Source organism: Dendronalium sp. ChiSLP03b, assembly GCF_034531165.2.
Classification (GTDB): Bacteria; Cyanobacteriota; Cyanobacteriia; order Cyanobacteriales; family Nostocaceae; genus Dendronalium; species Dendronalium minutum.
The window spans coordinates 34,351-59,297 of sequence record NZ_JAVRBR020000098.1 but is presented as its reverse complement, the minus strand read 5'-3'; the positions used below and the strand labels follow the sequence as shown (position 1 = coordinate 59,297).

The following is a 24,947-nucleotide window of genomic DNA, read 5'->3' as shown; positions in this document are numbered from 1 at the left end:
GAATTGGTGGTTGGTCTGGTTACAAGTCTCAGAAACCTCCTGGTATTACTACTTTGGTTCGCGGACTAGATCTGTTTGAATCCACCTTTTTTGGCTGGAAACTCGCTCTGGGCATACTTGTGTGTACACCGTAGCCCTTTTAGGGGAGAGGTTTGGAGAGGGGTTTTTAAATCCGTCGAACTCACGTTAATTAAATGTTAAGATGTCATTGCGTTCGCGTAGCGTCTCCTAGAGAGGAAGAACGACGTAGGCAAAGCTTTCTCGCAGAGTAGCAATCGCAAAGACTGGGATTGCTTCGTTCCTCGCAATGACAGAACATATTATATTTATTTGCGCCGATCTGACTTGAAAAAGGCAGAGGGCAGATGGCAGAAGGCAGAAGGAAAGAAAGTTTTTTCATCTGTCCTGGTGTATGTAGTTCATGACGGCTACTTATTTTTTGCAATTTAATCCCAAATCTGTTTTGAAAAGTTTGCTAAGGAGGGTCTCGCTCCTTAAACGCCAGTTTGTTCAAGTCGAGCCACTGCCTTGCGGGGGTTCCCCCCGCAAGGCAGTGGCGTGGGAAACCCGCCCACACGACTGGCTTAACTTTTCGCAAAATCCAAAATTGGTATGAGTTACAAATTCAAATCTAATGCTCAAAACGTTTCAATTGGTGGCATCAAAACAGTTACAGCCTTGGGAATCACACGGAAATGGGCGGGGGTATAGGTTGTAATTTCACCATCGGTATTTATAGGGCGCGGTTTGCGGGTAGAAACCTCTATTTCCTGTCCCTGAAGGGCGCGTACGCTCCGCCACTCAATATGTCGTCCTTGTCGCATTGCAGGCAGTAAAGGTATGATTTGCCACCAGTTTTCTATTTCTAAACTATAGAGATCTAATCTTTGATCGTCGATTGTTGCATCAGGAGCTACTGCCATTCCACCACCATAATAACGACCATTGCCTACAGCAATTTGTACGGTTTTGACACGATATGATTTACCATTAATCCGAATTTCTGCACTAAATGGCCGAGATTCCCAAATTACTTGCAATGCAGTCGCAGCGTAAGCAAATATTCCCCAGCGACGTTTAACTTCTTTAGTAAGTCGCTGAGTAATTTTTACACTCAGCCCTAAACTAGCAACGTTAAAAAAGTACTTGTCATTCACCAACCCTAAGTCAATGCGTCGCAGTTCGCCATAGGCAATAACTTTGCAAGCTTCATTTAAAGATTTGGGAATTCCTAAAGTTCTTGCCAAGTCGTTGGCAGTTCCTAAAGGTAAGATACCTAAAGGTAACTGAGTTTCAACTAAAGCATCTACTGCGGCATTGAGAGTACCATCGCCACCACCAACAATTACCAAGTCAATTTCGTGCTGATGGCGAAGTATAACTTCAGAAAGATGTTTGGGGTGTTCTGTTGATTCTTCAATCAAATCAAAGCCGAGTTGCTCAAGACAATGAATCGCTTCCAACAGACTTTGTTGTCCTTGGCGGGCGTGACGATTTACTAAAAGCAGCGCGCGGGAACTAACAGGTAGTGCCCTTTGTAGTCTAGATGTCCAATTTTCCGCGTCCATATACTCTGCTTACAGTTGAATCAATAATATAGTGTTTAGGAACGCGGATTTAATAACCTACAACTTTTGTAGTAGTGTGACCGGACTAAAATCTTGCAATGAATTTTCTTTTTGTGTGGGCATTTTGGCCTCACTGGAAGGGCTAGATGCCCTTCCTACAAGAATTTGCTAACGCACAATTTTAGCTCTGTCACGCTAATACTAAACAAAAGTTTAGTACTTTATTTAATCCACATTACTGAGACTGTTATGAGATCTACCAATAATTTTGTTATCCAACGAGCGTTATTTCATAATTTTTCCTATTTTTCAAGTTTTGTTTTCACTGGTTTATATTTACGTAAGTATGTATTTTTGATACTCAGAAAATAAAAAATTACCCACAATATTGTTGTAGTTTAGATATTTTTATCTTTAACATAAAGCTTCATTTAATATTATATGGCAAATTAAAGATCGGTTGTTTGATTGGCATAGGTATAAATCTGTAGATAGAATAAGTCAACATATGACTAATAGTTACAATATTTAATTTTTATTTGTAAAGATAGCAATTTTTTATGTCAACCCCTGATGTGGCAGATTTAAGATTGTCCATAACTCTAAAGGTTATATTTGTCACAACTTATTTTTTATAGATATTAATGTAAAAAAGGTAAAAAGTCAGAGGCAAGTTTTTGCCTTTTTACCTTTTACCTTGTTGCTAATCTTCGTCGTGTAAAGAAAAGCAGCTAGCCAACATCATCGTGGGCAAAGCGGTTAAAGAGAAAGTCTAGGGCATAGTTACGCAGTTGGTAATATTGTGGATCTTCCATGATGCGGGCGCGATCGCGGGGACGCGCAAAGGGTATTTCCATGACTTCACCAATCTTTGCATGTGGCCCGTTGGTCATCATCACCAATTTGTCTGCTAAAAATAGCGCTTCATCAATGTCGTGGGTAATCATCAACACTGTACAGCGATTTTCATTCCAAATTTTCAGCAGTTCTTCTTGTAACTCTTCTTTGGTGATGGCGTCTAACGCCCCGAAAGGTTCGTCTAAAATTAAGACTTTGGGGCGAATTGCCAAAGCACGGGCGATGGAAACTCTTTGTCTCATACCGCCGGACATTTGCATTGGTTTCTTTTCCATCGCATCAGCCAGTCCCACCATTGCTAAATGATCGCGCACGATCGCTCTTTTTTCAGCTTGTGGTTTATTGGGATAAACGGCGTTCACAGCTAAGTAAATATTTTCAAAAGCAGTCCGCCACGGTAGCAAGGCATAGTTTTGGAAGACAACCATTCTGTCTGGGCCTGGTTTGGTAATGGGCTGTCCTTCCAGTAATACTTGCCCGGAGGTGGGAAAGTTAAAACCGGATACCATGTTTAATAGCGTGGATTTACCGCAGCCAGAGTGACCGATGACACAAATAAACTCGCCTTGTTCGACGTTGAGGTTAACGCCATCGAGTACGGTGAAAGGGCCTTTTTTTGTGGGATAGACTTTGGTAACGTCTTTGATTTCTAAAAAGGGCTGGCGGGTGGTGGCTGTATTTCCTAATGGCTTTCTGAGGTCGGTAACTGTTGAGTTGCGGTTTTGCATGGTGATTTGGTTATTGGGTATTGGGGATTAGGGAGTGGTAAGGTTCAAAGACTTTAGCACTTAGGCAAAAACTCTCTGAAATTTTTATTTCTTTGCGTTCTTTGCGTCCTTTGCGGTTCGTTTTTCGATCGTTTTGCGTAAGTCTTGAGTTGCGAATGGAGTTCAGAGGTTCATTAATGGAGTTCAAAGAATTGTGGGTAATGTCCTACTTCTTCCACTGCCTCTTTCTCTCACCATTGTTTTATGAGGCGAGTTTTCTTCTTGGCGCATCAAGAATAACTTCGGCAACTGAAAAATCACGTTTAATTTTCAAGCTGTTGAGATAGGCAATTGGGTCGTCGGCGTTGAAGGGAGTACCATCGAACAGTTGGATGGGTTGGCGGATGTAGCTAATATCTAAGCCTAATTCCCGTGCGGCTGTGCTGAAAACTCGGACTCGACAGACGCGTTCGACAACTTCCACCCAATTTCTGGGGAAGGGAGTGTCACCCCAACGCGCTAATTGACTCATAATCCAAATTTGTTCGGTGCGGCTGGGGCGGTTAATGGCAGACTCGGAATAAAACTGGTGGTGGGCGTAGTCTCGCAGGGGATGGTTGATGTCGCAGGTGAGGCTGTCTGGATCTTCGAGTTGGATGTATTCTAAATCGGTGCTGACATACTCTCGCCCTGCTAAAATTTGCCGAATTTCTAGCGCATTGTCGGGATTTGCACAGTATTGACAAGCTTCTAGCAACGCTTTGGTTAAGGCAATGTGGGTATTGGGATAAGTTTCTGCCCAGTCTTCCCGCACTCCCAGAACTTTACCGGGGTGTCCTAGCCAAACTTCCAAGTCGGTAGCGATTGTAAAGCCGACATTTTCGGCAGCGGCGCGATAGTTCCAAGGTTCGCCGACACAGTAACCATCAATGCTTCCGGCTTGCAAGTCAGCAACCATCTGGGCTGGGGGAATGGTCTTCATGTCTACATCGCCGTCGGGGTCTACTCCACCAGCGGCTAGCCAGTAACGCAGGAGTAAGTTGTGCATAGACGCGGGATGCACTACTCCCATTGTGTGTCTTTGGTCGCGGGTACTCAGCAGATATCTCTTGAAGTCTGATAAGCTTTGCACGCCTTGGTCGTAAAAGCGTTTTGCTAAGGTAATGGCGTTACCATTGCGGGTCATGGTGAGGGCGGTGACAACGGGGAAAGGTTGGTTGTTGTTTCCTCCCAAAGTTAGCCACATGGGCATTCCTGAAGGCATTTGCGCCGCATCCAAATAACCGCCAGTCATGCCGTCAACGATACCACGCCAGCTACTTTCGCGCACGAGGTGAACTTCATCTAAACCATGTTTGGTAAAGAAGCCTTTTTCTTTGGCAACTGCTAAGGGGGCGCAAGCGGTGAGGGGTAAAAAGCCGATTTCTAAGTTAACTTTTTCTAAGCCGTGACGGGAAATGTCGGCAGTTTTTCTGGCGCGAATTTTCTTAATGCGTTTTTGCTGATTCAGGAAGTAAATCATCTCACTCCGCAAGCTGTAGTAGCTGGGATGTTCTACAACTTCCATGCGCTTGCGGGGTCTGGGAATATCTACTTCTAAAATGTCACCAATTTTCGATTCGGGGCCGTTGGTGAGCATGACAATTCTGTCAGATAATAGCACCGCTTCGTCTACATCATGGGTAACCATGACAGCAGTAACTTCATTTTCTTCGCAGATTTGCATGAGTTGTTCTTGCAAATTACCGCGAGTGAGTGCATCTAAAGCGCCGAAGGGTTCATCCAATAATAATAACTTGGGGCGAATCGCTAAAGCGCGGGCGATCGCTACACGTTGCTTTTGTCCCCCAGATAACATTCCCGGCTGTTTGTCAGCATGGGGACGCAAGCCTACCATGTCTATATGTTTTTCGACAATAGCGTTGCGTTCGGCTGCGGGTACGCCTTTCATTACTGAGTCTACCGCTAGGGCGATATTTTCTCTCACTGTCCGCCAAGGTAATAGCGAATAGTTTTGAAAAACTACCATTCTATCGGGGCCAGGTTGGCTGATTCTTTGCCCTTCTAGAGTGACAATACCTTCGCTAGGCAAATCCAAGCCTGCAATCATATTTAATAATGTAGATTTGCCGCAACCGGAGTGACCAATTAAAGAAACAAATTCTCCTTTTTTAATTTCGAGGTCAATTCCTTTGAGGGCAATGTATTTACCACCACCGGTTAATTCAAAAACTTTATCAATGCGATCGACAGCAACAAATGTAGACATGGTAGTTTGGCTATTGAGGGTTGAGTTTTAAACGCAAAGGAACGCTGAGGTTGGCGCAAAGGAGCGCAAAGTTTTAGGGTTAATAATAGCTGCCGGATTTACGATATTCGAGGGCGGTTAAGCCATCGGTTTCTAATACTTCTCCTTTATCGACTACGGCGTAAATTAACCATCTGTCACCACATTTCATTTGATTTTGTACGGTACATTCTAAATAGGACAATGCTTCGCTGAGAATCAGGCAACCATTCTCAGCAGTTTGTGTGGAGAGATTAATAAAAGGATTGTTTCCTAAAACGCTATTACGAGAAAAATAGCGGCGGACATTTCTGCCTTCTTTGAGAATATTCAATACAAATTGATCGCCGGGATGACACATTAAATCTGCATTTTGTTCGTCAGCAATGGCAATCATAATTCCCGGTGGATTAAAAGTTGCTTGAGATACCCAAGAAGTTAAAACCCCTTTGTGACTTTCTTCGTCACGAGTTGTTAAAACACATAAAGAACCAATAATTCGCCCCACAGCTTGTTCTGTGCGATCTACTTTGGCTTCTGTGACAACTTGACGCGCAGTCCGCAATTTTTTAGTTTTCTTCAAGTTTTGGGCAAAGGCAGCGCCCGCTTCTTGACACTGTTGCAGAATTTCAGATGTAGGTGTAAAACGGACTCGAATTGTTTCAAATCCTAAACGATAATTGGCATCTTTGAGCTTACTTTCAAGTAAATCAATTGCTTCTCCACTCCAGCCAAATGAACCGAAAACTCCTGCTAATTTTGTTTTCGCTGCTGTGGCTAGAACTATTCCTAAAGCAGTTTGAATTTGGGTTGGTGCATGGCCGCCCAAGGTGGGCGAACCAATAATAAATCCGTCGCAAGCTTCAATAATGCGGGTAATTTCTGTTGGTTCTGCGAGTTCGCAATTAATGGATTCTACATTGACGCCATTTTGAATTAAACCTTGAGCGATCGCATTAGCTACAATTGCCGTATTTCCATAAGCGGAGGCATAAAGTAAAGCAACACTCAATTCTTGTAATTTTTGTCCTTGGCACCATTGACGATAATCAAAATTAAATCGGCTGAGGCTGTAACGAACAATGGGGCCATGGGCAGGAGCATAACATTTTGCGGGGAAAATTGAAAGCTTTTCTAAAGCAACTTCGACTTGTTTGGCTTGGGCTGCGTGGAGACAATCAAAATAGTAATGACGTTCAGCATCTAAACGTTTCCAGTCTTCATCGAAGAGGGTATCCTCGCAAATGTGAGCGCCAAAAAATTTGTCTGTATAGAGAATTTTGGTAGCAGAATCATAGGTACACAATCCATCTGCCCACCGAGGAGTAGGTACAGTAATAAATGTGAGATGATGTCCTTGTCCTAAATCCAGAGTATCCTCTGAGCGCACAGCTTGAATGCGCGATTCCCATTCTGGAAAAGCAATTTTGAGAGCGTTAGCAGCGGGGCGAGAACAAATTAAAGTAGCTTGAGTAGCTTGAGAAAACAATACTTGTAGGGTAGCTCTGCGGTTCGGATTTACATGACCGAGAACAATGTAATCTAAGGTAGTTAAATCTAGATGTTGTGCTAATTCTTGGAGATAAATTTCCGTAAAAGATTCCCCAGGAGGATCGATTAAAGCTTTTTTATCAGCTTGAATTAGATAAGAATTTGCCGTAGTTCCGCGTTGGCGGGAATACTCAACTTCAAATTTTAGTCTCTCCCAAGTCCGCGATCGCAAAACCAGCGTATCTTTACCAATTTCAGCAACCTGCACGTCTCTCGGACGGCTGGTAATTAAAGTATTAGCAGACATAGTAACCTCTCTTTGGGTATGGGCATGGGGTATGAGGCATTGGTAATTAACAATCTCTCCATTTCCTTATTTCCTCATCACCCCATCTTTCCTTTCTAGTTGCCGTTGCTTTCGATTAATTCGGATTTGGATCGATTTTTATAGCGTTTAGATATTGCTTGTTCGGGGTCGATACCATCAAAGGTGGGAGGTAGCCAAACTCGAACAACTAGTATTACTCCTAAAACTAATAAAAAGGCACAAGTGGCTAAAATTTGACTCCAATTAGTTTCTAAAACTCCTTTAACAATGACTTCTCTTAAGGCAGAAACAATGGAAACTTCGACGGCTACACCAATAGATATTCGTTGTTCTTGTAAGTAAATAATCAGCAGTCGAAATAACTCAACTAAAATGAGTAAAAAGAGAATATCGGCAGTAACAACATGAAAATCCAGTGGAGGAAGCAGAGAGAAAAACATATCTCTCACCTGAATTACCATGAAGCAAAATAAACCGAGACACAGAGAAACGACAATCAAATCTTGAATCAATTCCAAGCTTTTTACGATGCGTTTCCGATGGATTTCATAGGTGAGAATTGGGCTATCTTGAGCAGGTTTATACATAGCTTTGTGTGTGGGGAGGGGAGGGGGGAGACGCGGGGACACGGAGACGCGGGGACGCGGAGAAAGACCAATGACTAATGACCAATGACCAATGACAAATTTAGTAATGATTGCCAATTTTGCGGTGATGGACAGCGGTGAGTCCGTTGACTTTGGCGACTCTTCCAGTTTGGACGGTGCTATAAATAACCCAATGGTCGCCACAATCCATACGGCTAGTAATTTCACATTCGAGATAAGCCAGGGCTTCGGCTAAAATGGGGGATTCGTTGGTAGCAGCCGGATAGGTTTTGACGCCGGCAAAGCGGTCTGCACCGGGAGCAAAACGCTTGAGGAAATGTTTCATTAATCCTTGATATCTGCCTTCTTCTAAAATATTTAGAACAAAGCGATCGCCAACGTGCATCAATGATTCTATTGCCCGATCTTTAGCTACAGCTATCGCTACACCTAAAGGATTCAAACTTGCTTGCGTTACCCAAGAAGCCAGCATTGCACTTTGAACTTCTTCTTTTTTGGCGGTGATAATATACAATCCTGTGCTAATCCGCCCCAAGGATTTTTCTAATTCGTTATCAATGGATTTGATTTGTTTGATTGTGCGATCGCGGTTCAACCATTGACCCATATCTGTCCCCGCTTCATCACACAATTGTTCTGTAACTTTGGTGGGAGTTTCCTTAACTAAAATTGGCGTAAAGGCTTCAATTAATCCCAATTCTTGAAACTTATTCCGCAATGGGAAAACAGGTTCGTCTTCTCCTCCTCCCGACTCTAATAAACCAATGGCTTGTTTATTATGAGCAGCAGCTAAGATAGTCTTTAAAGCTGCCTGAGGAACATCTGATGATTGGGGAGGCATTCCAATAACTAAACCAGCAGCTTGGTCAACTAATTCTCTGACTTCTTGAGGCTCAGCATTATTCAAAGCTACTAATTCTACTGCCACACCTGTTTTTGCAATTCCATGTGCGATCGCTCTTACTAAATACTCGCTATGCCCGTAATCTTCAACGTAAAATAAAGCTACTAGTGTCTCAGTTTTGGCTTGTTCTGAACTCCAATTTTGATAACGTCCCAGCCATTCGGAAATATACTCTTTTAGTAAAGGCCCGTGTCCTGTAGCAACTGTTTTGATTTCTAACTTTTCAATTCGCTTTAAAGCTGCCAATACAGACCGAGCATTAGGAGCCATCAGGCAATCATAGTAATATTTAAAATCTTCTTCGATGATGGCGAGATTTTCATCATAAGTATGGTCATCACAGTAGTGCATTCCAAACACATCGCAGGTATAAAGAGTGCCTGTTTTGCGGTCATAAGTCAAGATTGTATCGGGCCAATGTAAGTTAGGAGCCGAAATAAATTCTAATTGATGCCCGTCGCCTAAATCTAATAATTCTCCACTTTTTACCAGCTTTGATTTAAAAGGCTGGTGAATCATATTTCCCAAAAATTGAATCGCTATCTTCGCACCAACAACGGTAATCTCAGGAGCTAGTTGTAAAATATTTTTGACTAAGCCACTATGGTCTGGCTCGGTGTGACTAATAATCAAGTAATCTATCTTAGTTGGGTCAATTAATCCTGTCACTATCTCCAGATATAACTCCTCAAACTTGCCGTGAGAAGTATCAACTAAAGCTACTTTTTCTCCTTGAATTAAGAAAGAATTATAGGTCGTGCCATTCCGTAAACCAAACTCCACATCAAAACGTTCTCTATCCCAATCGAGACAACGAATAGCAGTTGTTTCAGGAGCAATTTCAACAGTTTCAATTGTTAAACGTCCTGTGTTGGGAATAACTTGAGTAGGCTGTGTGAGTGCGACCATTGGGTTTCTCCTATCAAGGGATTATCTAGAGCAAGTTTGCTTATTTCTTATATTTACTTGAAACGTTTGATTAGTAAAATGCCAATTTCTAAAGCTAGCTATCAAAAATATTTATTGTTATTTTTTCTTGATTTATCATTGAATAATTAAATGGTTATCATTATTTTTTTAACAAAGTTTGCATCTACTGCAAGAAAAATACACTTGGGTTAGTGATATTTAGCCTCGGAAGAGTTCCCCAGCTTCCTTTAAAAGTGAGACTTATATTTCTTCCTTTTTAAGGAAGCTTTGCTAGAATCAAGCCTTAACCCAAGCGTATTAATTTAAGGAGCGGTGAAAAATTTACAACGGATTGCAATTATTGAACTACGAACCTAAATTTGGTAACTCGGTGCAAAGACTGTTTGACTTCCAATTCTGAGTTCTGACTCCTGAATTCTGAATTTTACCGCTCGTTACTTCTATTCTGCTGGTAAAATCTTGTTTTGCAGCCAAGCCATAGCTTTATCTAGAAGTAAGCCAACGACACCGATATAAACTAGAGCCAAAATCACTTCGCTAACGTTGTTATTTTGATACGCATCCCAGATAAAGAAGCCAATTCCCACAATACCAGACATGACGATTTCAGCAGCAATAATCGCTAACCAAGCTAAACCGATCGCAATTCTCAAACCTGTGAAAATATAAGGTAGTGCCGCAGGAATCAAGATATTAGTAAAGTATTCTTTGCGGCTAAGTTGTAGAACTTTGGCGACGTTATTGTAATCTTGGGGAATTTGAGTAACACCGACAGCAGTGTTAATTAAAATCGGCCAAATTGCAGTAATGAAAATTACGAATAATGCGGCGGGTTCGTTTTGTCGTAAAGCTGCTAAAGAAATTGGCACCCAAGCTAGAGGAGGTACTGTCCGCAGTAATTGAAAGATAGGATCTAAAGCTTTGGACATGGTTTTATTCACACCAATTAAAATGCCCAAACCAATACCTGCAACTGCCGCTAAACTATAACTAATAGCGACTCGTTGCAGACTAGCTAAAATCTGCCAAAACAAACCTTTATCAATACCACCCCGGTCATAAAATGGCCAGAAAATGAGTATCCAAGTGTCTTGTATAACCTGTATCGGCCCTGGTAATGTTGCGCCGGGAGTCCAAGCAAATAATTGCCAGAGAACGAGAAAAATAATGATGGCAATAATTGGTGGTACAAGGTCAGGAAATTGCTTTTGCAGACGAGATATAAAACCATTATTAAGTCTAGGGGTTGCAGGGCGCTTTTGGGCTAATGTCATAATTGGCGTTCTCCTCAAATTTTTTGTTGTTAGTTATTAGTCACTACTTATTGGTCATTAGTCATTGGTCATTCTCTCTTAATACCCAATGCCCCATGCCCAATTAAATATTTACCTTCTTGATTTTCAAACTCTTGAGATATTCTTCTGGCTTTTCGGGGTCGAATTTCGTGCCATCAAAAAACTCTTCTACACCACGGGATGTATTTGTGGGAATGTCAGCAGTAGCAATACCAGCTTCTTTAGCTGCTTCTTTCCAAATATCTTCGCGGTTGACTTTATTAATTAGTTCCTTAGCTTTAGCAGCATTATTGGCAACGTAATCTTTGGGTAAAAATCCCCAACGAACATTTTCCACTATGAACCATAAATCATGGCTCTTGTAGGGATAAGAAACATTACCTTTTTCATCTTTCCAGTATAAAGCTGCCATTGATTTATCATCAATTTTGCGACCATCACCCATGTCATATTTACCTTGGAATGGATCTGCAAGAATCTCAGGTGACGCAAGATTAAAATAATTTCGTCCAGCAAGAATTTCAGCTGCTTCTTTACGGTTGTCAAAATTATCTAACCATTGTTGGGCTTCTATAATGCCTTTTAAAAGTGCTTTGGTTGCTTTAGGATTTTTATCAACCCAGTCAGCTCTCATGGCAAGATATTCTTCAGGATGATTCTTCCAAATTTCTGCGGTTAATGCTGCTACGTAGCCAATTTTGTCTTGAACAAGGCGATAAGGCCAGGGGTCACCTGTACTAAAGGCATCCATTGTTCCTGTTTTCATATTGGCAACAGTTTGTGCTGATGGTACTGTGAGCAATTTCACATCTACATCTGGGTCTAAACCACCTGCTGCTAACCAGTAGCGAATCCACAAATCTTGGTTAACGTGGGGAAAGGTGAATGCTGCGGTGAAGGGTGTTGAGGATTTGAGTTCGGTGAACAGAGATTTAGCGCTAGCCAGTTGTAAACTGATACCTTTGCCTTGGTGCTTGCTGGCGATCGCAATTCCATTTCCATGTGTAATTAATTGGCATAATACATACATGGGAATTTTTTGATTCCCTTTGGTAATTAAACCTTCTGTAATTAAATGTGGCATTGGCATTTGCCATTGACCACCATCAATACCACCACCCGCAGAACCAATTTCTACGTTATCTCTAGCCGCACCCCAAGAAGCTTGCTTAGAAAGCTCAACTTTTGTCATGCCATATTTAGCAAAAAAGCCTTTTTCTTTAGCAATAATTAAAGGAGCCGCTTCTACAATCGGAATATATCCAAGCTTGACTGTAGTAGTTTCTGGTGTTTGTTCGGGACTAATATTAACAACTGACTGAGCTGTTGGTGTCGTTTGAGTGCTATCACCAGTCAAGTTCTCAGGAGGATTGCCCAAACAGCCTTTGAGGAATACAGTACCCGCAGAAGCCCCAGCTGTTAAGATAAATTTACGGCGGGAAAATTGATGAAATAATTTTGTCATCATATCTCCTAAAAACGGTATTTAAGTTTTTGTAAGCACAATAATTAAGGCAAGAAAAACATTGTTTTCTTGCATCAGCAATGAACATTTAAAGTTATAACTAGTCAACAAAACTAGCTTTATAATTGAAAAAAGCTAGTTCTGGTAACTGGAGCTTAACTTTGATGAATTGATGACTTTAACTTGGCTGTGATGTCGATGTATCTCTCGATTGGATTGAAATTAGTTTACAGGTTTTAAAGCTAAAGTGGTTAACTTTTAGTCAGAAAGTCTTAAATAAATATTAGATTAATCCTATAAGTAAATACTTATCATTTGGCTTGAAGTTAGCCAGCATTTTTGAATATATCAATGATAGTTGATAATAACTATTATATGAATACAATGATTGACTAGACTTTAGACTAAATGAGGAATGAACAAGAAAAAAAGGGGAGTCTGATTGAACACAGACCCCCTTTTGGCAGAAGCTGAGAGAAGAACTACCTACCCTCACCTGCCAAATAGCACCATTGCTTGGATACCAGAGGATTCAGGTAGTTGGGCATTACCCTTAAGGCATGAACGAATTACCAGTTGGGAAAACCCGATACAGAGAGCAACTTGGCAACTACAACAAGTGTGTGAGAATTTACCAACCAGACCAATTTCAGTTTGGGATAGTGAGTATGGCTGCGCCCCTTTCGTTTTGAAGACGGCCAATATCAAAGCAGACATCCTTGTGCGTTTGCGTTCAAACCTGTGTTTGTGGGGTCCACCGCCACCATATTCAGGCAAGGGGCGACCCAGCTGGAGTTTTTACCAACTTGAAATCCGCTGTCAAAGCATTTTTTATACCTCTTTGCAGTCGAAAGTGAAACTTGATAATTCACGCGCTCTGCTTCTGTCAGAGGTAGGATGAAGGGAATAATGAATTAAGCTTTGCTCGTAATGACTCTGGCTGAAACTCCCAACCACCAAAATTCTCACAATCCACTTCTCACCCTTAACTACGAACCAGCTTTGGAATCTTTGGGTGATGATTACTACGACGAAGTTGCAGCAGAGGAATTTCCCCAACACATTCTGCGCTGGCGCAATGATGCACTGTTACCTTATTTAGGACTAGACCCTCAAGCAGTTGCAGACGAACATTTTATCACCGCTTTTAGTAAATTTCAGGGACGTAAACCATTGTTAGCACTGCGTTACCACGGCTATCAATTCGGTGAATATAATCCTAATTTGGGTGATGGTAGAGGTTTTCTTTACGGGCAAATACGTGCGACTAATGGCGAACTGTACGACTTTGGCACGAAAGGTTCTGGTAGAACACCCTACTCTCGTGGTGGCGACGGGATGCTTACACTCAAAGGCGGAGTGCGAGAAGTTCTGGCGGCAGAAGCACTGCACCAGTTGGGGGTTCGCACTTCCCGCTGCTTAAGCATGATTGAAACTGGTTTATCTCTCTGGCGCGGTGATGAACCTTCGCCTACCCGTTCATCTGTCATGGTCAGGATGAACAGTTCTCACATTCGCTTTGGTACTTTTGAACGCTTGCACTATCTCCAGCGTCCAGATTTAAGCAAAAAGCTGTTAGACCATGTAATTGAATATTACTATCAACACTTAGCCAAAGAACCAGATAACTATGCTTTATTCTATGCAGAATTAGTCAAACGGGTCGCAGAACTAGTAGCACAGTGGATGGCAGCGGGTTTTTGTCATGCAGTCCTCAATACTGACAATATGTCGATTACTGGGGAGAGTTTTGACTATGGCCCTTACGCGTTTATTCCTACTTATGACCCATACTTTACAGCTGCATATTTTGACTATTACGGACGCTACTGTTACGGCCATCAACCAAGTATTTGTCAGTTGAATTTAGAAATGCTCCAAGAACCGCTCAAGACGATTATTAATAAAGCTGACCTAGAAGTGGGATTAGCAAGTTTTAATGAACATTATCATGCTAAATACCGCTGTTTAATGTTAAAAAAACTGGGTTTTGAGGAGTTGTCGTATCCCGAAGCCAATGAACTTTTACATCTAACTATTCAATTTTTACAAGATAGCCAAGTTGGATATCACCAGTTCTTCTATGAGATGGCTTGTACCTTTTCACCCAAATGGCGAGACGAGCCAGCATTTGTAATGAATTCTTCAGATATTGTACCAGTACCCGGAGCATCAGCAATTTTTGATAACTGGTGCATACTGTACCATAAGATTTTAAATAATTTTGATCGCGATCGCCTGGATGCCATTGCCAAAACTTTAGCTGAGAATAACCCCAAAATAGCGTTATTAAGACCCGTCATTGAATCGATTTGGGAACCAATATTCCAGGAGGATAATTGGCAACCTTTTTATGAGTTAGTTCAAATGATTCAGTCTCGGAGTTAGTTGTCAGGTGTCAACTGCTATTTTCCTCTAGTGACTTGCTCCCTTGTGCTTCCGCCTCCTCATCCTTAGCAATCATCTCCAAACTAGTGAATCAATATGATGGCTTAACAATCAAATAGATTCTACTGGTTAAACTCATTTAATTAGTAACTCATTTGTAGACATAGCAATCCAATTTGATTCTTGAAATTTCTTGCGTAGGGAGGGAATAGGGAACAGAAAAAAAGGGGACAGATCTTTACTGAGTTTTTTCAAAAATCAAATATGAGTCCTATATAGCAATCCTAAATTATTTGTGAGAATTTGAGATTGTTGTGACCCCCTTGTCTTTTCTGTTGGTAATGACGACCACTGCGTCCTGGCGGTTCTCAAGGTATTCCTTTGGACAGCCTTGCTGACAGTCGGGCAAGTGGCCTGGGGCAGCGTTAGCTGGGGAGTGAATTTTCTAACAACTTATTTAAGATTCTTCTATTTGACTTGTGAGAATTGCAATTTACAGATTCTTCACTTCTTTAAGAAATCATACCGTTTCACTTTGAGGTTGATACACTTAGGCAAGCAGGGGAGCAGAGGGGCAGAGCAGAAATTATTTGTATCTTTTATTTGGTGAAATTGTATCAAGGATATTTATTCTAACGAATAATTTTTCATTGCTATATATTTCCAGCACATATATTATTTATTTTAGCTCTAACTCAGCATGTTAATAACAACATGCATATTTATAAACAACATATTTGCTTGATTTATTTGGTTATAAATAGATAGATTTAATAGTTTAAAAAGTATAGCTACTTTAAAGATATATAAAACTTTCTTGCTATATTTTTACATATAATTTAATCTAGCTTTTACAGAAAAGCTGGGCTGCTTAGGGCAAATTTTAATCTATGCAAATCAATCGATTCAGGAGAGCTTATATCTAATTTGAGAATTTTTGCTTAGAAAAATCTTTTCCGTAATTGCCCCATGGTAAATGATATTTTAATTACTTATTTTAAATATTTGCAAGTAACAGTTATTACGATGATTACTAATAGTGCTGGAGGACGAATCAGTGGGTAGACAGCACAGATATCATCGGTTCCGATCTGTGAACCTTTTGAGCAAACGAGTGTTGCTGCCATTTTTTGTTGGTATTTTAGTCTCGATCGCGGTAGTTATACTTTGGCAGAGACTACTAATAGAAGAAAAGACCGACATCAAACAGCTAATTCAACAGCAGGCGATCGCAATTAAAACAGAATTAACCAGCGAACTGAATTCTCACATCATGGCATTGGAGCGAATGCAAAGACACTGGGAACTGCATGACGGCATTCCGCAAAAGCAATGGGAAGCGCAGGCAGCAGACCATGTCAAAGATTACAAGGGATATCAGGCAATCGAACGAGTTGACTCATCATTGCGAGTACGCTGGATTGTACCATTAGCCGGGAACGAAGCTGCTCAAAATCTCGATTTAAGCCAGGAACCTCGGCGACGGGCGGCATTAGAAGTAGCACGCGATCGCCATCAAATTACTTTGACTCACACAATCAACCTCGTCCAAGGTGGCAAGGGATTTTTAGCATATCTCCCTGTATTTGTAGAAAACAAGTTTGATGGATTTATATTAGGAGTTTTTCAGCATCAAGCTTTGCTAGATGCAGTTGTACACATACCATATGGGTACAAAATTAAAGTCTTTGACAATCAAGAATTAATTTACAGCAATAATTCACCAGAGGTAGAGGGGCAGAGGGGAGGACACTTCCGTGCGGGGGTTCCCCCCGTTGAGGAAAGTGTCCATCGCAGAGGGACAGGGGGGCACAGAGGCAGGGGAAAAGCACTCAGCACTCCAGAATCTCTTTGGCAGCAAGAAGTAAACTTAGACTTGTATGGAATTAATTGGCGAATACAGGTTTACCCGACTCCAGAGTTATTAACAAATTTACGCTCACCCTTACCAAGGGTCGTATTAGTTGCAGGACTTTTGGTTGCTGGGATGCTGACTTTATCTATCTATTTTGCCCAAGCTACAAAATTGAGCAACCAAGTGATAGCAGCAATAAATCAAGAGCTAGCTCAAAAGATTTTGGAGCAAGAACAGACAGAAATTGCTCTGCGTGCCAGTGAAACTCGCCTGCGGCAGTTACTGGAAACGGTCAAAGTTATTCCTTGGGAAGTAGACTTAAAAACTTGGCGATTTACCTATGTCGGGCCGCAAGCAGAAGCCTTGCTAAATTATCCCATTGAAGAATGGTATCAGGAAAATTTTTGGCTCGATCGCGTGCATCCACATGACCGAGAAAAGTCTCTGAAGTTTTGCTTAGAAGCAATTGCAAGGGGCGAGAATCACGAATTTGAATACCGCATGTTAGCTGCCGACGGGCGAGTGATTTGGCTGCGAGACATTGTAAGTGTAGTCCAAGAAGCAGGAACTCCTAGCATACTACGGGGGTTCATGTTTGACATCACCGATCTGAAACTGGTTGAAGAAACCTTGAGATTAAGAGAAAGGGCACTTGCTGCTACCAATAATGGAATTGTAATTGCCGATGCCAGACTTGCCAATAATCCAGTTATTTACGTCAACTCTGCCTTTGAACAAATCACAGGCTATAGTGCTACTGAAGTAATTGGGCATAACTGTCGATTTTTGCAAAGCACAGATATTCAGCAGCAACCAATAATCAATGAACTGCGCTCAGCTATCAAAACTGGAAAGAGTTGCAAAGTTATTCTGCGTAACTACCGTAAAGATGGCATCTTATTCTGGAATGAATTGAGTATCTCTCCGATTCATGACGAAAATGGCCAGTTAACCCACTTCATTGGCATTCAAAATGATATTAGCGATCGCGCTTTTGCAGAAGCAGCCTTGAGAGAAAAAGAGGAGCGTTGGCAACTAGCACTCCAAGGCAATAACGATGGTATTTGGGACTGGAACGTCAAAACACAGGAAGTATTTTTCTCACCTCGCTGGAAAGATATTTTGGGGTATGAAGAACACGAAATTTGTCACCATGTGGAAGAATGGGCAAAGCGAGTTCATCCAGATGACATGGAAACGGTTCTTTTGCTGATTCGAGATCATTTCGCCAAAAAAACCCCTTTCTACATTAGCGAGCATCGAGTGCGGTGTAAAAACGGTAGCTATAAATGGATACTGGATCGGGGACAGGCACTCTGGGATGAACAAGGAAATGCTGTGCGGATGGTGGGATCTTATACTGATATCACCATCCGCAAACAAATGGAAGAAGCATTAAAAGAAAGCGAAGCCCGATTTCGCACTATGGCAGACAGTGCCCCCGTATTATTGTGGGTTTCTGACACGAATGCACTGCGAACCTTTTTCAATCAAACTTGGCTAAATTTTACTGGACGAACCCTAGAACAAGAACTAGGTCATGGTTGGGCAGAAGGAATACATCCCGAAGACTTGCAAAACAGCCTAGATAACTATTTCAGCGCCTTTGCTGCCAGACAACCATTTGAGATGGAGTTGCAACTGCGTCGTGCTGACGGAGAGTATCGTTGGATTTTAGATACTGGAGTACCGCGATTTAACCCTGATAGTAGCTTTGCGGGGTTTATTGGTTCCTGTGTAGATATTAGCGATCGCCAAGCCGCACTGCGCGATCGCAAACAAGCAGAAGCATCTCTGCGTCGCCAAGCCCTCACCTTTGAAAATATGTATGATGGCGTAATCATCACCGATTTGAGAGGAAATATTATTGACTGGAATTCTGCTGCCGAGAGAATGTTTGGCTATACCAAAGCAGAAGTTTTGGGTAAAACTCCTAGTATCTTGCATAAACCCGAACAAGCCGCAACACTAACTTCCACAATTCTCGAAGAAATCAGTCAGCAAGGACGCTGGTCAGGTGAAATAATCTTTATTCGCAAAGATGGGAATGAGGGCATTTGCGAAACAACAATACTAGCCTTGCAAGATGAATACGGTGAAACTTTTGCTACCATTGGTGTGAATCATGACATTACAGAACGCAAACGCGCGGAAGTAGCACTACGCGAAAGTGAAGAGCGTTGGCAACTAGTCATCGAGGCCAACCAAGATGCAATTTGGGATTGGAACATCATCACAAATCAAACTTTTCACTCTGCCAAGTGGGCTGAACTGGTAGGAGAACCAGCGCATCAACTCATTAGCGATGATGATTGGTTCAACCACATTCATCCTGATGATTACGACTGGGTAATGGCTATTAGGCAAGAATATCTCAATCGGCAAATACCTAATTATATTGTTGAGTATCGTCTGCGCTGTCATGATGGCAGCTATAAATGGGTACTAGTACATGCCATAGCTCAATGGGATGAACAGGGCAATCCGGTGCGGATGGTTGGCTCAACTAAAGACATCACCGAACGCGTACAGGCACAGGAGGCACTGCGACGACAATTACATCGCACACTGCTGCTCGAACAAATCACTCAGAAAATTCGTCAAAGTCTCGACACCAGAGAAATTTTTGAAACTGCTGCCACCCAAATTGGACGGGCGTTTGGTGTTAGTCGCTGTTTGATCCACTCTTATATTAGCAGCCCAACACCACGAATACCCATAGTGGCAGAGTATGTTGTCTCTGGTTACTGCTCCATGCTGAACATGGAGATTCCTATGACTGATAATCCCCATATTCAACAGTTGATGGCACAAGATACTGCCATGTCTCACGATCAGCCCTGTGGGTTCGGGGGTGACGCTCCTAACGTCGCTAACGCTACGCTAACGACGGGAACTGCCAAGACTGCGACCCCCTCACCGCTTTGCGTCTATGCCTCTCCAGATGTGTGCGTTGATGCTTTACGCCCAGCGACCGACCCAAGCTGCCAAGAAATTGAGCTGAAGTCCATGCTGTCAGTCCGCACTTCCTATCAAGGACAACCCAATGGAGCAATTAGCTTACACCAGTGCAGTTATGTTCGCCAGTGGACTCCGGACGAAATTGAATTACTAGAGGCAGTTGCTATTCAACTAGGCATCGCTCTAGTACAAGCTCACTTGTTAGAGCAAGAAACTCAGCGACGAGAAGAACTCACCTGGAAAAACTTTGCCTTAGAACAGGCAAAACGCCAGGCAGAAGCCGCAAATCGGGCAAAAAGTGAGTTTTTAGCAATGATGAGCCATGAAATTCGCACCCCCATGAATGCCGTTATTGGCATGACCGAACTGCTACTGGATACTGACCTGACTCCCCAACAGCAAGACTTTGTGGAAACAGTGCGTACTAGCGGCGAAGCTTTGCTCACAATCATCAACGACATTCTGGATTTCTCCAAAATAGAGTCGGGTAAATTAGATCTGGAAAAACAACCGTTTGATTTGAGAGATTGTGTAGAGCAAGTAATTGACCTCTTAGCCCCGAAAGCAGCCCAAAAAGATATTGAATTAGCTTATTTGATTTATCCCCAAGTACCCGTGCAGATTGTTGGTGATTTGACCCGTCTGCGTCAAGTTTTAATGAACCTTCTCAACAATGCTATTAAGTTCACCAAAGAGGGAGAAGTTGTACTTTCTGTGCGTGCCCAGCAACTTGCAAGCAGGAGAGCAGAGAATTTTACAGAAATTCTATTCAGTATTGAAGACACAGGCATTGGCATCGCACCAGAGAAAATGGAGCGGTTATTCCAACCCTTCACTCAGGCAGATGCTTCTATGACTCGACAATATGGTGGCACAGGACTAGGACTGGTAATTAGCAAACGCTTAGGTGATATGATGGGCGGCAGCCTTTGGGTTAAAAGCCAAGGTTGTGTCGGAGGTAATCCCTCTCCCAGGTGGCAAGGTGAACAGCTAGTCTCATCAACTCACTCTTCTTGTGGTTCTACCTTCTACTTCACTATTACTGTCCAAGTGGCTGCTAATCAAGACTCAGGTGAATTTTACACTTCCACATCTGAGCTTGTTGGTAGACGCTTGTTGATTGTGGACAACAACCCCACCACTCGTAAAATACTGAGGATGCAAGCCGAGTTTTGGCAGATGCAAACTTGTACTGCCAAATCTGGGGAAGAAGCTTTAGCTCTACTTAACAAGGGAATGCAGTTTGATATTGCCATTGTGGACATGCAGATGCCCAAGATGAACGGCTTAACCCTAGCTCGGAAAATCCGTAAGCATGCTGGCTATCAAAATATACCCCTAGTCATGTTGACTCCCTTGGGCAAACCAGATGGCTCAGACTTCTATGATGTGGAATTTGCTACTTGTTTAAGCAAACCTATCAAACAATCTCAACTCTACGATGTTCTAGTCCATACTTTAGGCAATCAGCCATTGCGAGCTAGTATCTCTCGTCCTCATCCACCTGTAGTTACTTCCCATGCATTAGAGCAACTGCCACTGCGGATTCTTCTAGCAGAAGATACAATCATTAATCAAAAAGTTGCTTTGTTAATGCTACAGAAAATCGGTTACCAAGCAGATGTAGTAGCCAATGGTTTAGAAGTACTCAAAGCATTACAACAGCAGCCATACGACGTAATATTAATGGATGTCAACATGCCGGAAATGGATGGACTGGAAGCAAGTCGGAGAATCTGTCAGGGATGGGAAATCAGTTCTCGTCCTTATATTATCGCCATGACAGCCAATGCAATGCGGGGCGATCGCGAATCCTGTCTGGCTGCTGGTATGGACGACTACATTAGCAAACCCGTTCAGATTAAGGACTTAAGTCAAGCACTCAGCAAATGCCGCCCCCGAATTAGTTCAAAATTAACTTCTATAAACAAGCAAAGTACAAAAAGTTTTCAAAATATACTATGGGAAGGGCAAAACCCCACAAAATCTCAAACTGACAATTTAAAACTTGCCACCATTGATACTAAAGTTCTGCAATCTTTGCGCGACATGGTAGGAGGAGAAGTAGCATTTGCAGAACTGCTAGACTGTTATCTTATAGAAACCCCTAAGCTCATACACAATATTAACGCAGCAGTCACTAATCAAGATGCCCAAACTTTATGGAAAACCGCCCATAACCTCAAGTCTAGCAGTGCCTCAGTGGGAGCAACTAGCCTAGCTCAGCTTTGCAAGCAGCTAGAAACACAAGGACGAAGTAACAATCTCCAAGGATGTGTAGAAATTTACTTACGACTTCACAACGAATTTGAGCAAGTCAAAATTGCTTTGCAAACAGAACTGGAGAAAGAGGTATAATGAACACCATTCTTCAAGCAGACCAATCTTTAGTTCTAATTGTTGATGATGAACCATTTATTCGGACGCAGTTGCGACTTTCCCTACAGTGTGAAGGCTATCAAACAGCAGAAGCTCAAGATGGCAGAGAAGCTTTAACTGTTTTTGACCAGTTGCACCCTGATATAGTATTACTTGACGCAATCATGCCGGATATGGATGGATTCGATTGTTGCACGCAGTTGCAGTCTCTTGATTCGGGTAAAAATACTCCAATTTTGATGATTACAGGATTGGAGGATCAAGAATCAGTAGACCGTGCATTTGAAGTAGGTGCAATCGATTATGTAACCAAACCAATTCATTGGCCGGTTTTGCGTCAGCGGGTAAGACGTTTGATTCAGCAATCTCAGTTGCAGCAACAGCTAGAAGCAGCTAACCGAGAGTTGCAGCGATTAGTTACTATCGATGAGTTAACTCAAGTAGCTAATCGCCGCCGCTTCGAGGAGTATTGTGCCCAAGAGTGGCAACGCATGGCACGGGAACAACTGCCTCTGTCTCTGATTCTTTGCGACGTTGATTTCTTCAAATCATACAACGATACTTATGGACATCAAGCAGGCGATCGCTGTCTTCAAGAGATTGCAAAAGCTATTAGAAATACCGTTAAACGTCCAGCGGATTTAGTTGCCCGTTATGGAGGAGAAGAATTTGTTGTGATTTTGCCGACAACAAATTCTGAAGGTGCTATTGTCCTAGCTGAGACAATTTGCTCTGCTGTCAAAATCTTGGCAATTCCCCATAGGAACTCACAAGTCAGTTCTTATGTGACGATTAGTGCCGGGGTATCTACAGAAATTCCTGGGACAGATTCGGACTTTCAAGCAATGATTACCGCCGCCGATCGCGCATTATATCAAGCAAAGACAGAAGGACGCGATCGTGTTAAGCCCTACAGTAAGCAATCATCCTCTACAATTCCCATCTACCCTTTTCTTCCTTAATTTTCAACAATTAAATTTACAGAATTCCAAAAAATAAATTATCCTGCTTGAAATTCTTGACAGTCATCAAGAGCCAGTGCGTTGCGGAGGACACTGTGTTGGGTGGTGAGTCCAGTGCTGCAAAGAGAAGTTGCCATAGCGTAGCATTAGCGAGTCATTGAGCGTCGGAGGGGTTGTCCCCGTTATAAGCCGAAGCCTTCCCACAAGATAGCAACTGGCGTTCATCCATCAAAAATTACTCTATTTATAAAAAAAAGTCAGACTACTTGTCTGACCTTAAGAATTTAAATAAAACTCTTGAGTTTTAAATCTTAATAACGCTTACGGAAGTTATTGTTGCTTCGGCTACCACCAAACGAACCTCTGTCTTCTTTAGGCTTAGCCTTATTTACTTTGAGATCGCGACCCATCCACTCAGCACCATCAAGAGCTTCAATGGCAGCTGCTTCTTCAGCCTCTGAACTCATTTCCACAAAACCAAAGCCACGTAAACGACCCGTTTCACGGTCGGTGGGTAGCTGAATCCGTTTTACAGAACCATATTCTGCAAAAACAGCATTCAAGGCATCTTCAGTAACTTCGTAAGAAAGATTGCCTACATAAACTGACATAGATTGTCTCCGAGTTCATAACTGTGTAGAGATTTAGATTTCGGAGAAAAGTCTGTAAATACCAAAAGGAAAAAGCCTATCAATACTAAAAACAAACGCCGTCACCGAATTCACTCTCACATACCAGTGTGACATATCAGCCGAATATTAGAGGACAAAGTTTGAAAAACGTTATAAAAAGTCATGTTAGCAATTCATAATTAAGTATGCAGCGTCATAACCTAGCAGTATCAGGTTAAATTGCACTCTGCGGAACTCCTAAAAAATAAACCTCCCGCAGCAAGAAACTAAGCAAAATCATCTGGGATTGCAATAAACCCGACCAAAACTGCGATCGGGATGAATCTCAATCACTAAATCAACTGCTGAGGGAGATTGAACCAATGGCTTGATGAATAATTCCGGGTGAAGCGATCGCCAAAAATAATTGACAAATTCCTCAACTTGTTCGTCAGTCATCCCCGATTTGCCAGCAGCAATCATCTGTTGTTCGGCTTGTTTGCGCCATGGCAAAGAACAACGGTAATCAGTGGGACATAACACAATTAAGCTGTCTAATCGCTCCCATAGTGGTAAATAATCATTTAGTTGACGATTTAGATCGCGGGCAAATGCTCTATCTTCATCTGTGATAATTGGTGGCGGTGCGTTATTAAATGTATTTGGGTCAATTGGTCGCACACCCACAAACCAACCTTCAAATAGCACAATATCCACATTTGTGACGATTTCTGGAGTAGTGCGATCGCCAGCACCGCCGTAAGCAGATTTATCAAAGCGAGGAACCATCACAGGACTCTCGCCTTGGCGAATCCCATCCAGTAGATTTAAGCCTAAGTTTATATCATGGGTTCCTGGAGGGCCGCGCCAAATCAAGCGGGGATCTTGCTGAGTTAAAGCGAGGCGATCGCTATAAGTTTTATATAAATCATCTAAAGACAAACTCAAGGTGCGGTATCCCAACTGCTGAAGAATCAAGGTGAGAACTTTGCACATTGTGGTTTTACCTGTTCCTTGTCCTCCTAAAATTCCCTGAATTAAGGGATGCCCTAATCTTTGGCGATGTGATGCTAGTCTCAGACCCAGAGGTAGCCATAAATCCCACAACACCTCTAGCATTTCTTGGGGTGGTCTGTGAAGACTAGTTTGGCAGAATTGGCTAAAAGCTGGCAGAACAGATTTGAGTAAACGCGATCGCATCTGTATGACTTCATCTACATTTGTCGATGTGATGCCAAAAGCTTTCGCCTTTAAAGTATCTGCTAACGCCGCTTTTCCTGATTGCTGTTGCCAAGTAGTGTCTGCCGTATCCGTTACAAAAATCTCACTTAGCCACGAATTCATCTGTTA

The 24,947-nt window shown here is 42.2% G+C and carries 14 protein-coding genes; 4 read left to right on the top strand and 10 right to left on the bottom strand.

Annotated features, from left to right (window positions below; translation table 11 throughout):
• Positions 1–638: 638 nt before the first annotated feature.
• The 8 genes from RMY31_RS23165 to RMY31_RS23130 all read right to left on the bottom strand — a co-directional run bounded on the left by RMY31_RS23165 (position 639) and on the right by RMY31_RS23130 (position 12,441).
• Positions 639–1,568, bottom strand: a complete 930-nt coding sequence (locus tag RMY31_RS23165) for a lipid kinase (RefSeq protein ID WP_409878205.1) — start codon at positions 1,566–1,568, stop codon at positions 639–641.
• A gap of 731 nt (positions 1,569–2,299) precedes the next feature.
• Positions 2,300–3,154 (bottom strand): nitrate ABC transporter ATP-binding protein, encoded by an 855-nt coding sequence (locus tag RMY31_RS23160; protein WP_409878204.1) that lies wholly within the window; start codon positions 3,152–3,154, stop codon positions 2,300–2,302.
• A 241-nt stretch (positions 3,155–3,395) separates the two neighbouring features.
• The gene (locus tag RMY31_RS23155; protein ID WP_322662835.1) at positions 3,396–5,402 is read right to left on the bottom strand and encodes a nitrate ABC transporter ATP-binding protein; all 2,007 of its coding nucleotides are present in this window, start codon (positions 5,400–5,402) and stop codon (positions 3,396–3,398) included.
• A 79-nt stretch (positions 5,403–5,481) separates the two neighbouring features.
• Positions 5,482–7,218 (bottom strand): diflavin flavoprotein, encoded by a 1,737-nt coding sequence (locus tag RMY31_RS23150; RefSeq protein WP_322662833.1) that lies wholly within the window; start codon positions 7,216–7,218, stop codon positions 5,482–5,484.
• Between the two features lie 95 nt (positions 7,219–7,313).
• Positions 7,314–7,826: a phosphate-starvation-inducible PsiE family protein gene (locus RMY31_RS23145; RefSeq protein WP_096540903.1), complete on the bottom strand. Its 513-nt coding sequence runs from the start codon at positions 7,824–7,826 to the stop codon at positions 7,314–7,316.
• Positions 7,827–7,926: 100 nt separating this feature from the next.
• A complete protein-coding gene (locus RMY31_RS23140; RefSeq protein ID WP_322662831.1) occupies positions 7,927–9,660 on the bottom strand; it encodes a diflavin flavoprotein in 1,734 nt (577 codons plus the stop codon).
• Positions 9,661–10,121: 461 nt separating this feature from the next.
• On the bottom strand, positions 10,122–10,955 hold the full coding sequence (gene ntrB, locus RMY31_RS23135) for a nitrate ABC transporter permease (RefSeq protein ID WP_322662828.1): 834 nt from the start codon (positions 10,953–10,955) through the stop codon (positions 10,122–10,124).
• Positions 10,956–11,058: 103 nt separating this feature from the next.
• Positions 11,059–12,441 carry a CmpA/NrtA family ABC transporter substrate-binding protein gene (locus RMY31_RS23130; protein ID WP_322662840.1) on the bottom strand — a complete coding sequence of 461 codons (1,383 nt, stop codon included), beginning with the start codon at positions 12,439–12,441 and terminating at the stop codon, positions 11,059–11,061.
• Between the two features lie 442 nt (positions 12,442–12,883).
• Here RMY31_RS23130 and RMY31_RS23125 point away from each other — a divergent pair, with 442 nt between their 5' ends.
• The 4 genes from RMY31_RS23125 to RMY31_RS23110 all read left to right on the top strand — a co-directional run bounded on the left by RMY31_RS23125 (position 12,884) and on the right by RMY31_RS23110 (position 22,986).
• The gene (locus tag RMY31_RS23125) at positions 12,884–13,342 is read left to right on the top strand and encodes a hypothetical protein (RefSeq protein WP_322662826.1); all 459 of its coding nucleotides are present in this window, start codon (positions 12,884–12,886) and stop codon (positions 13,340–13,342) included.
• Positions 13,343–13,371: 29 nt separating this feature from the next.
• On the top strand, positions 13,372–14,829 hold the full coding sequence (locus RMY31_RS23120; protein WP_322662824.1) for a protein adenylyltransferase SelO: 1,458 nt from the start codon (positions 13,372–13,374) through the stop codon (positions 14,827–14,829).
• 1,093 nt (positions 14,830–15,922) lie between these two features.
• Positions 15,923–22,003: a PAS domain S-box protein gene (locus RMY31_RS23115; RefSeq protein ID WP_322662822.1), complete on the top strand. Its 6,081-nt coding sequence runs from the start codon at positions 15,923–15,925 to the stop codon at positions 22,001–22,003.
• Positions 22,003–22,986: a PleD family two-component system response regulator gene (locus RMY31_RS23110; RefSeq protein ID WP_322662820.1), complete on the top strand. Its 984-nt coding sequence runs from the start codon at positions 22,003–22,005 to the stop codon at positions 22,984–22,986. Before RMY31_RS23115 ends, RMY31_RS23110 begins: the two co-directional genes overlap by 1 nt.
• A gap of 311 nt (positions 22,987–23,297) precedes the next feature.
• Here RMY31_RS23110 and RMY31_RS23105 read toward each other — a convergent pair whose 3' ends face one another.
• Entirely contained in the window at positions 23,298–23,597 is a 300-nt protein-coding gene (locus tag RMY31_RS23105) for an RNA recognition motif domain-containing protein (RefSeq protein WP_322662818.1), read from the bottom strand.
• Between the two features lie 297 nt (positions 23,598–23,894).
• Positions 23,895–24,941 carry a glycerate kinase gene (locus RMY31_RS23100; protein ID WP_322662816.1) on the bottom strand — a complete coding sequence of 349 codons (1,047 nt, stop codon included), beginning with the start codon at positions 24,939–24,941 and terminating at the stop codon, positions 23,895–23,897.
• Positions 24,942–24,947 lie beyond the last annotated feature (6 nt).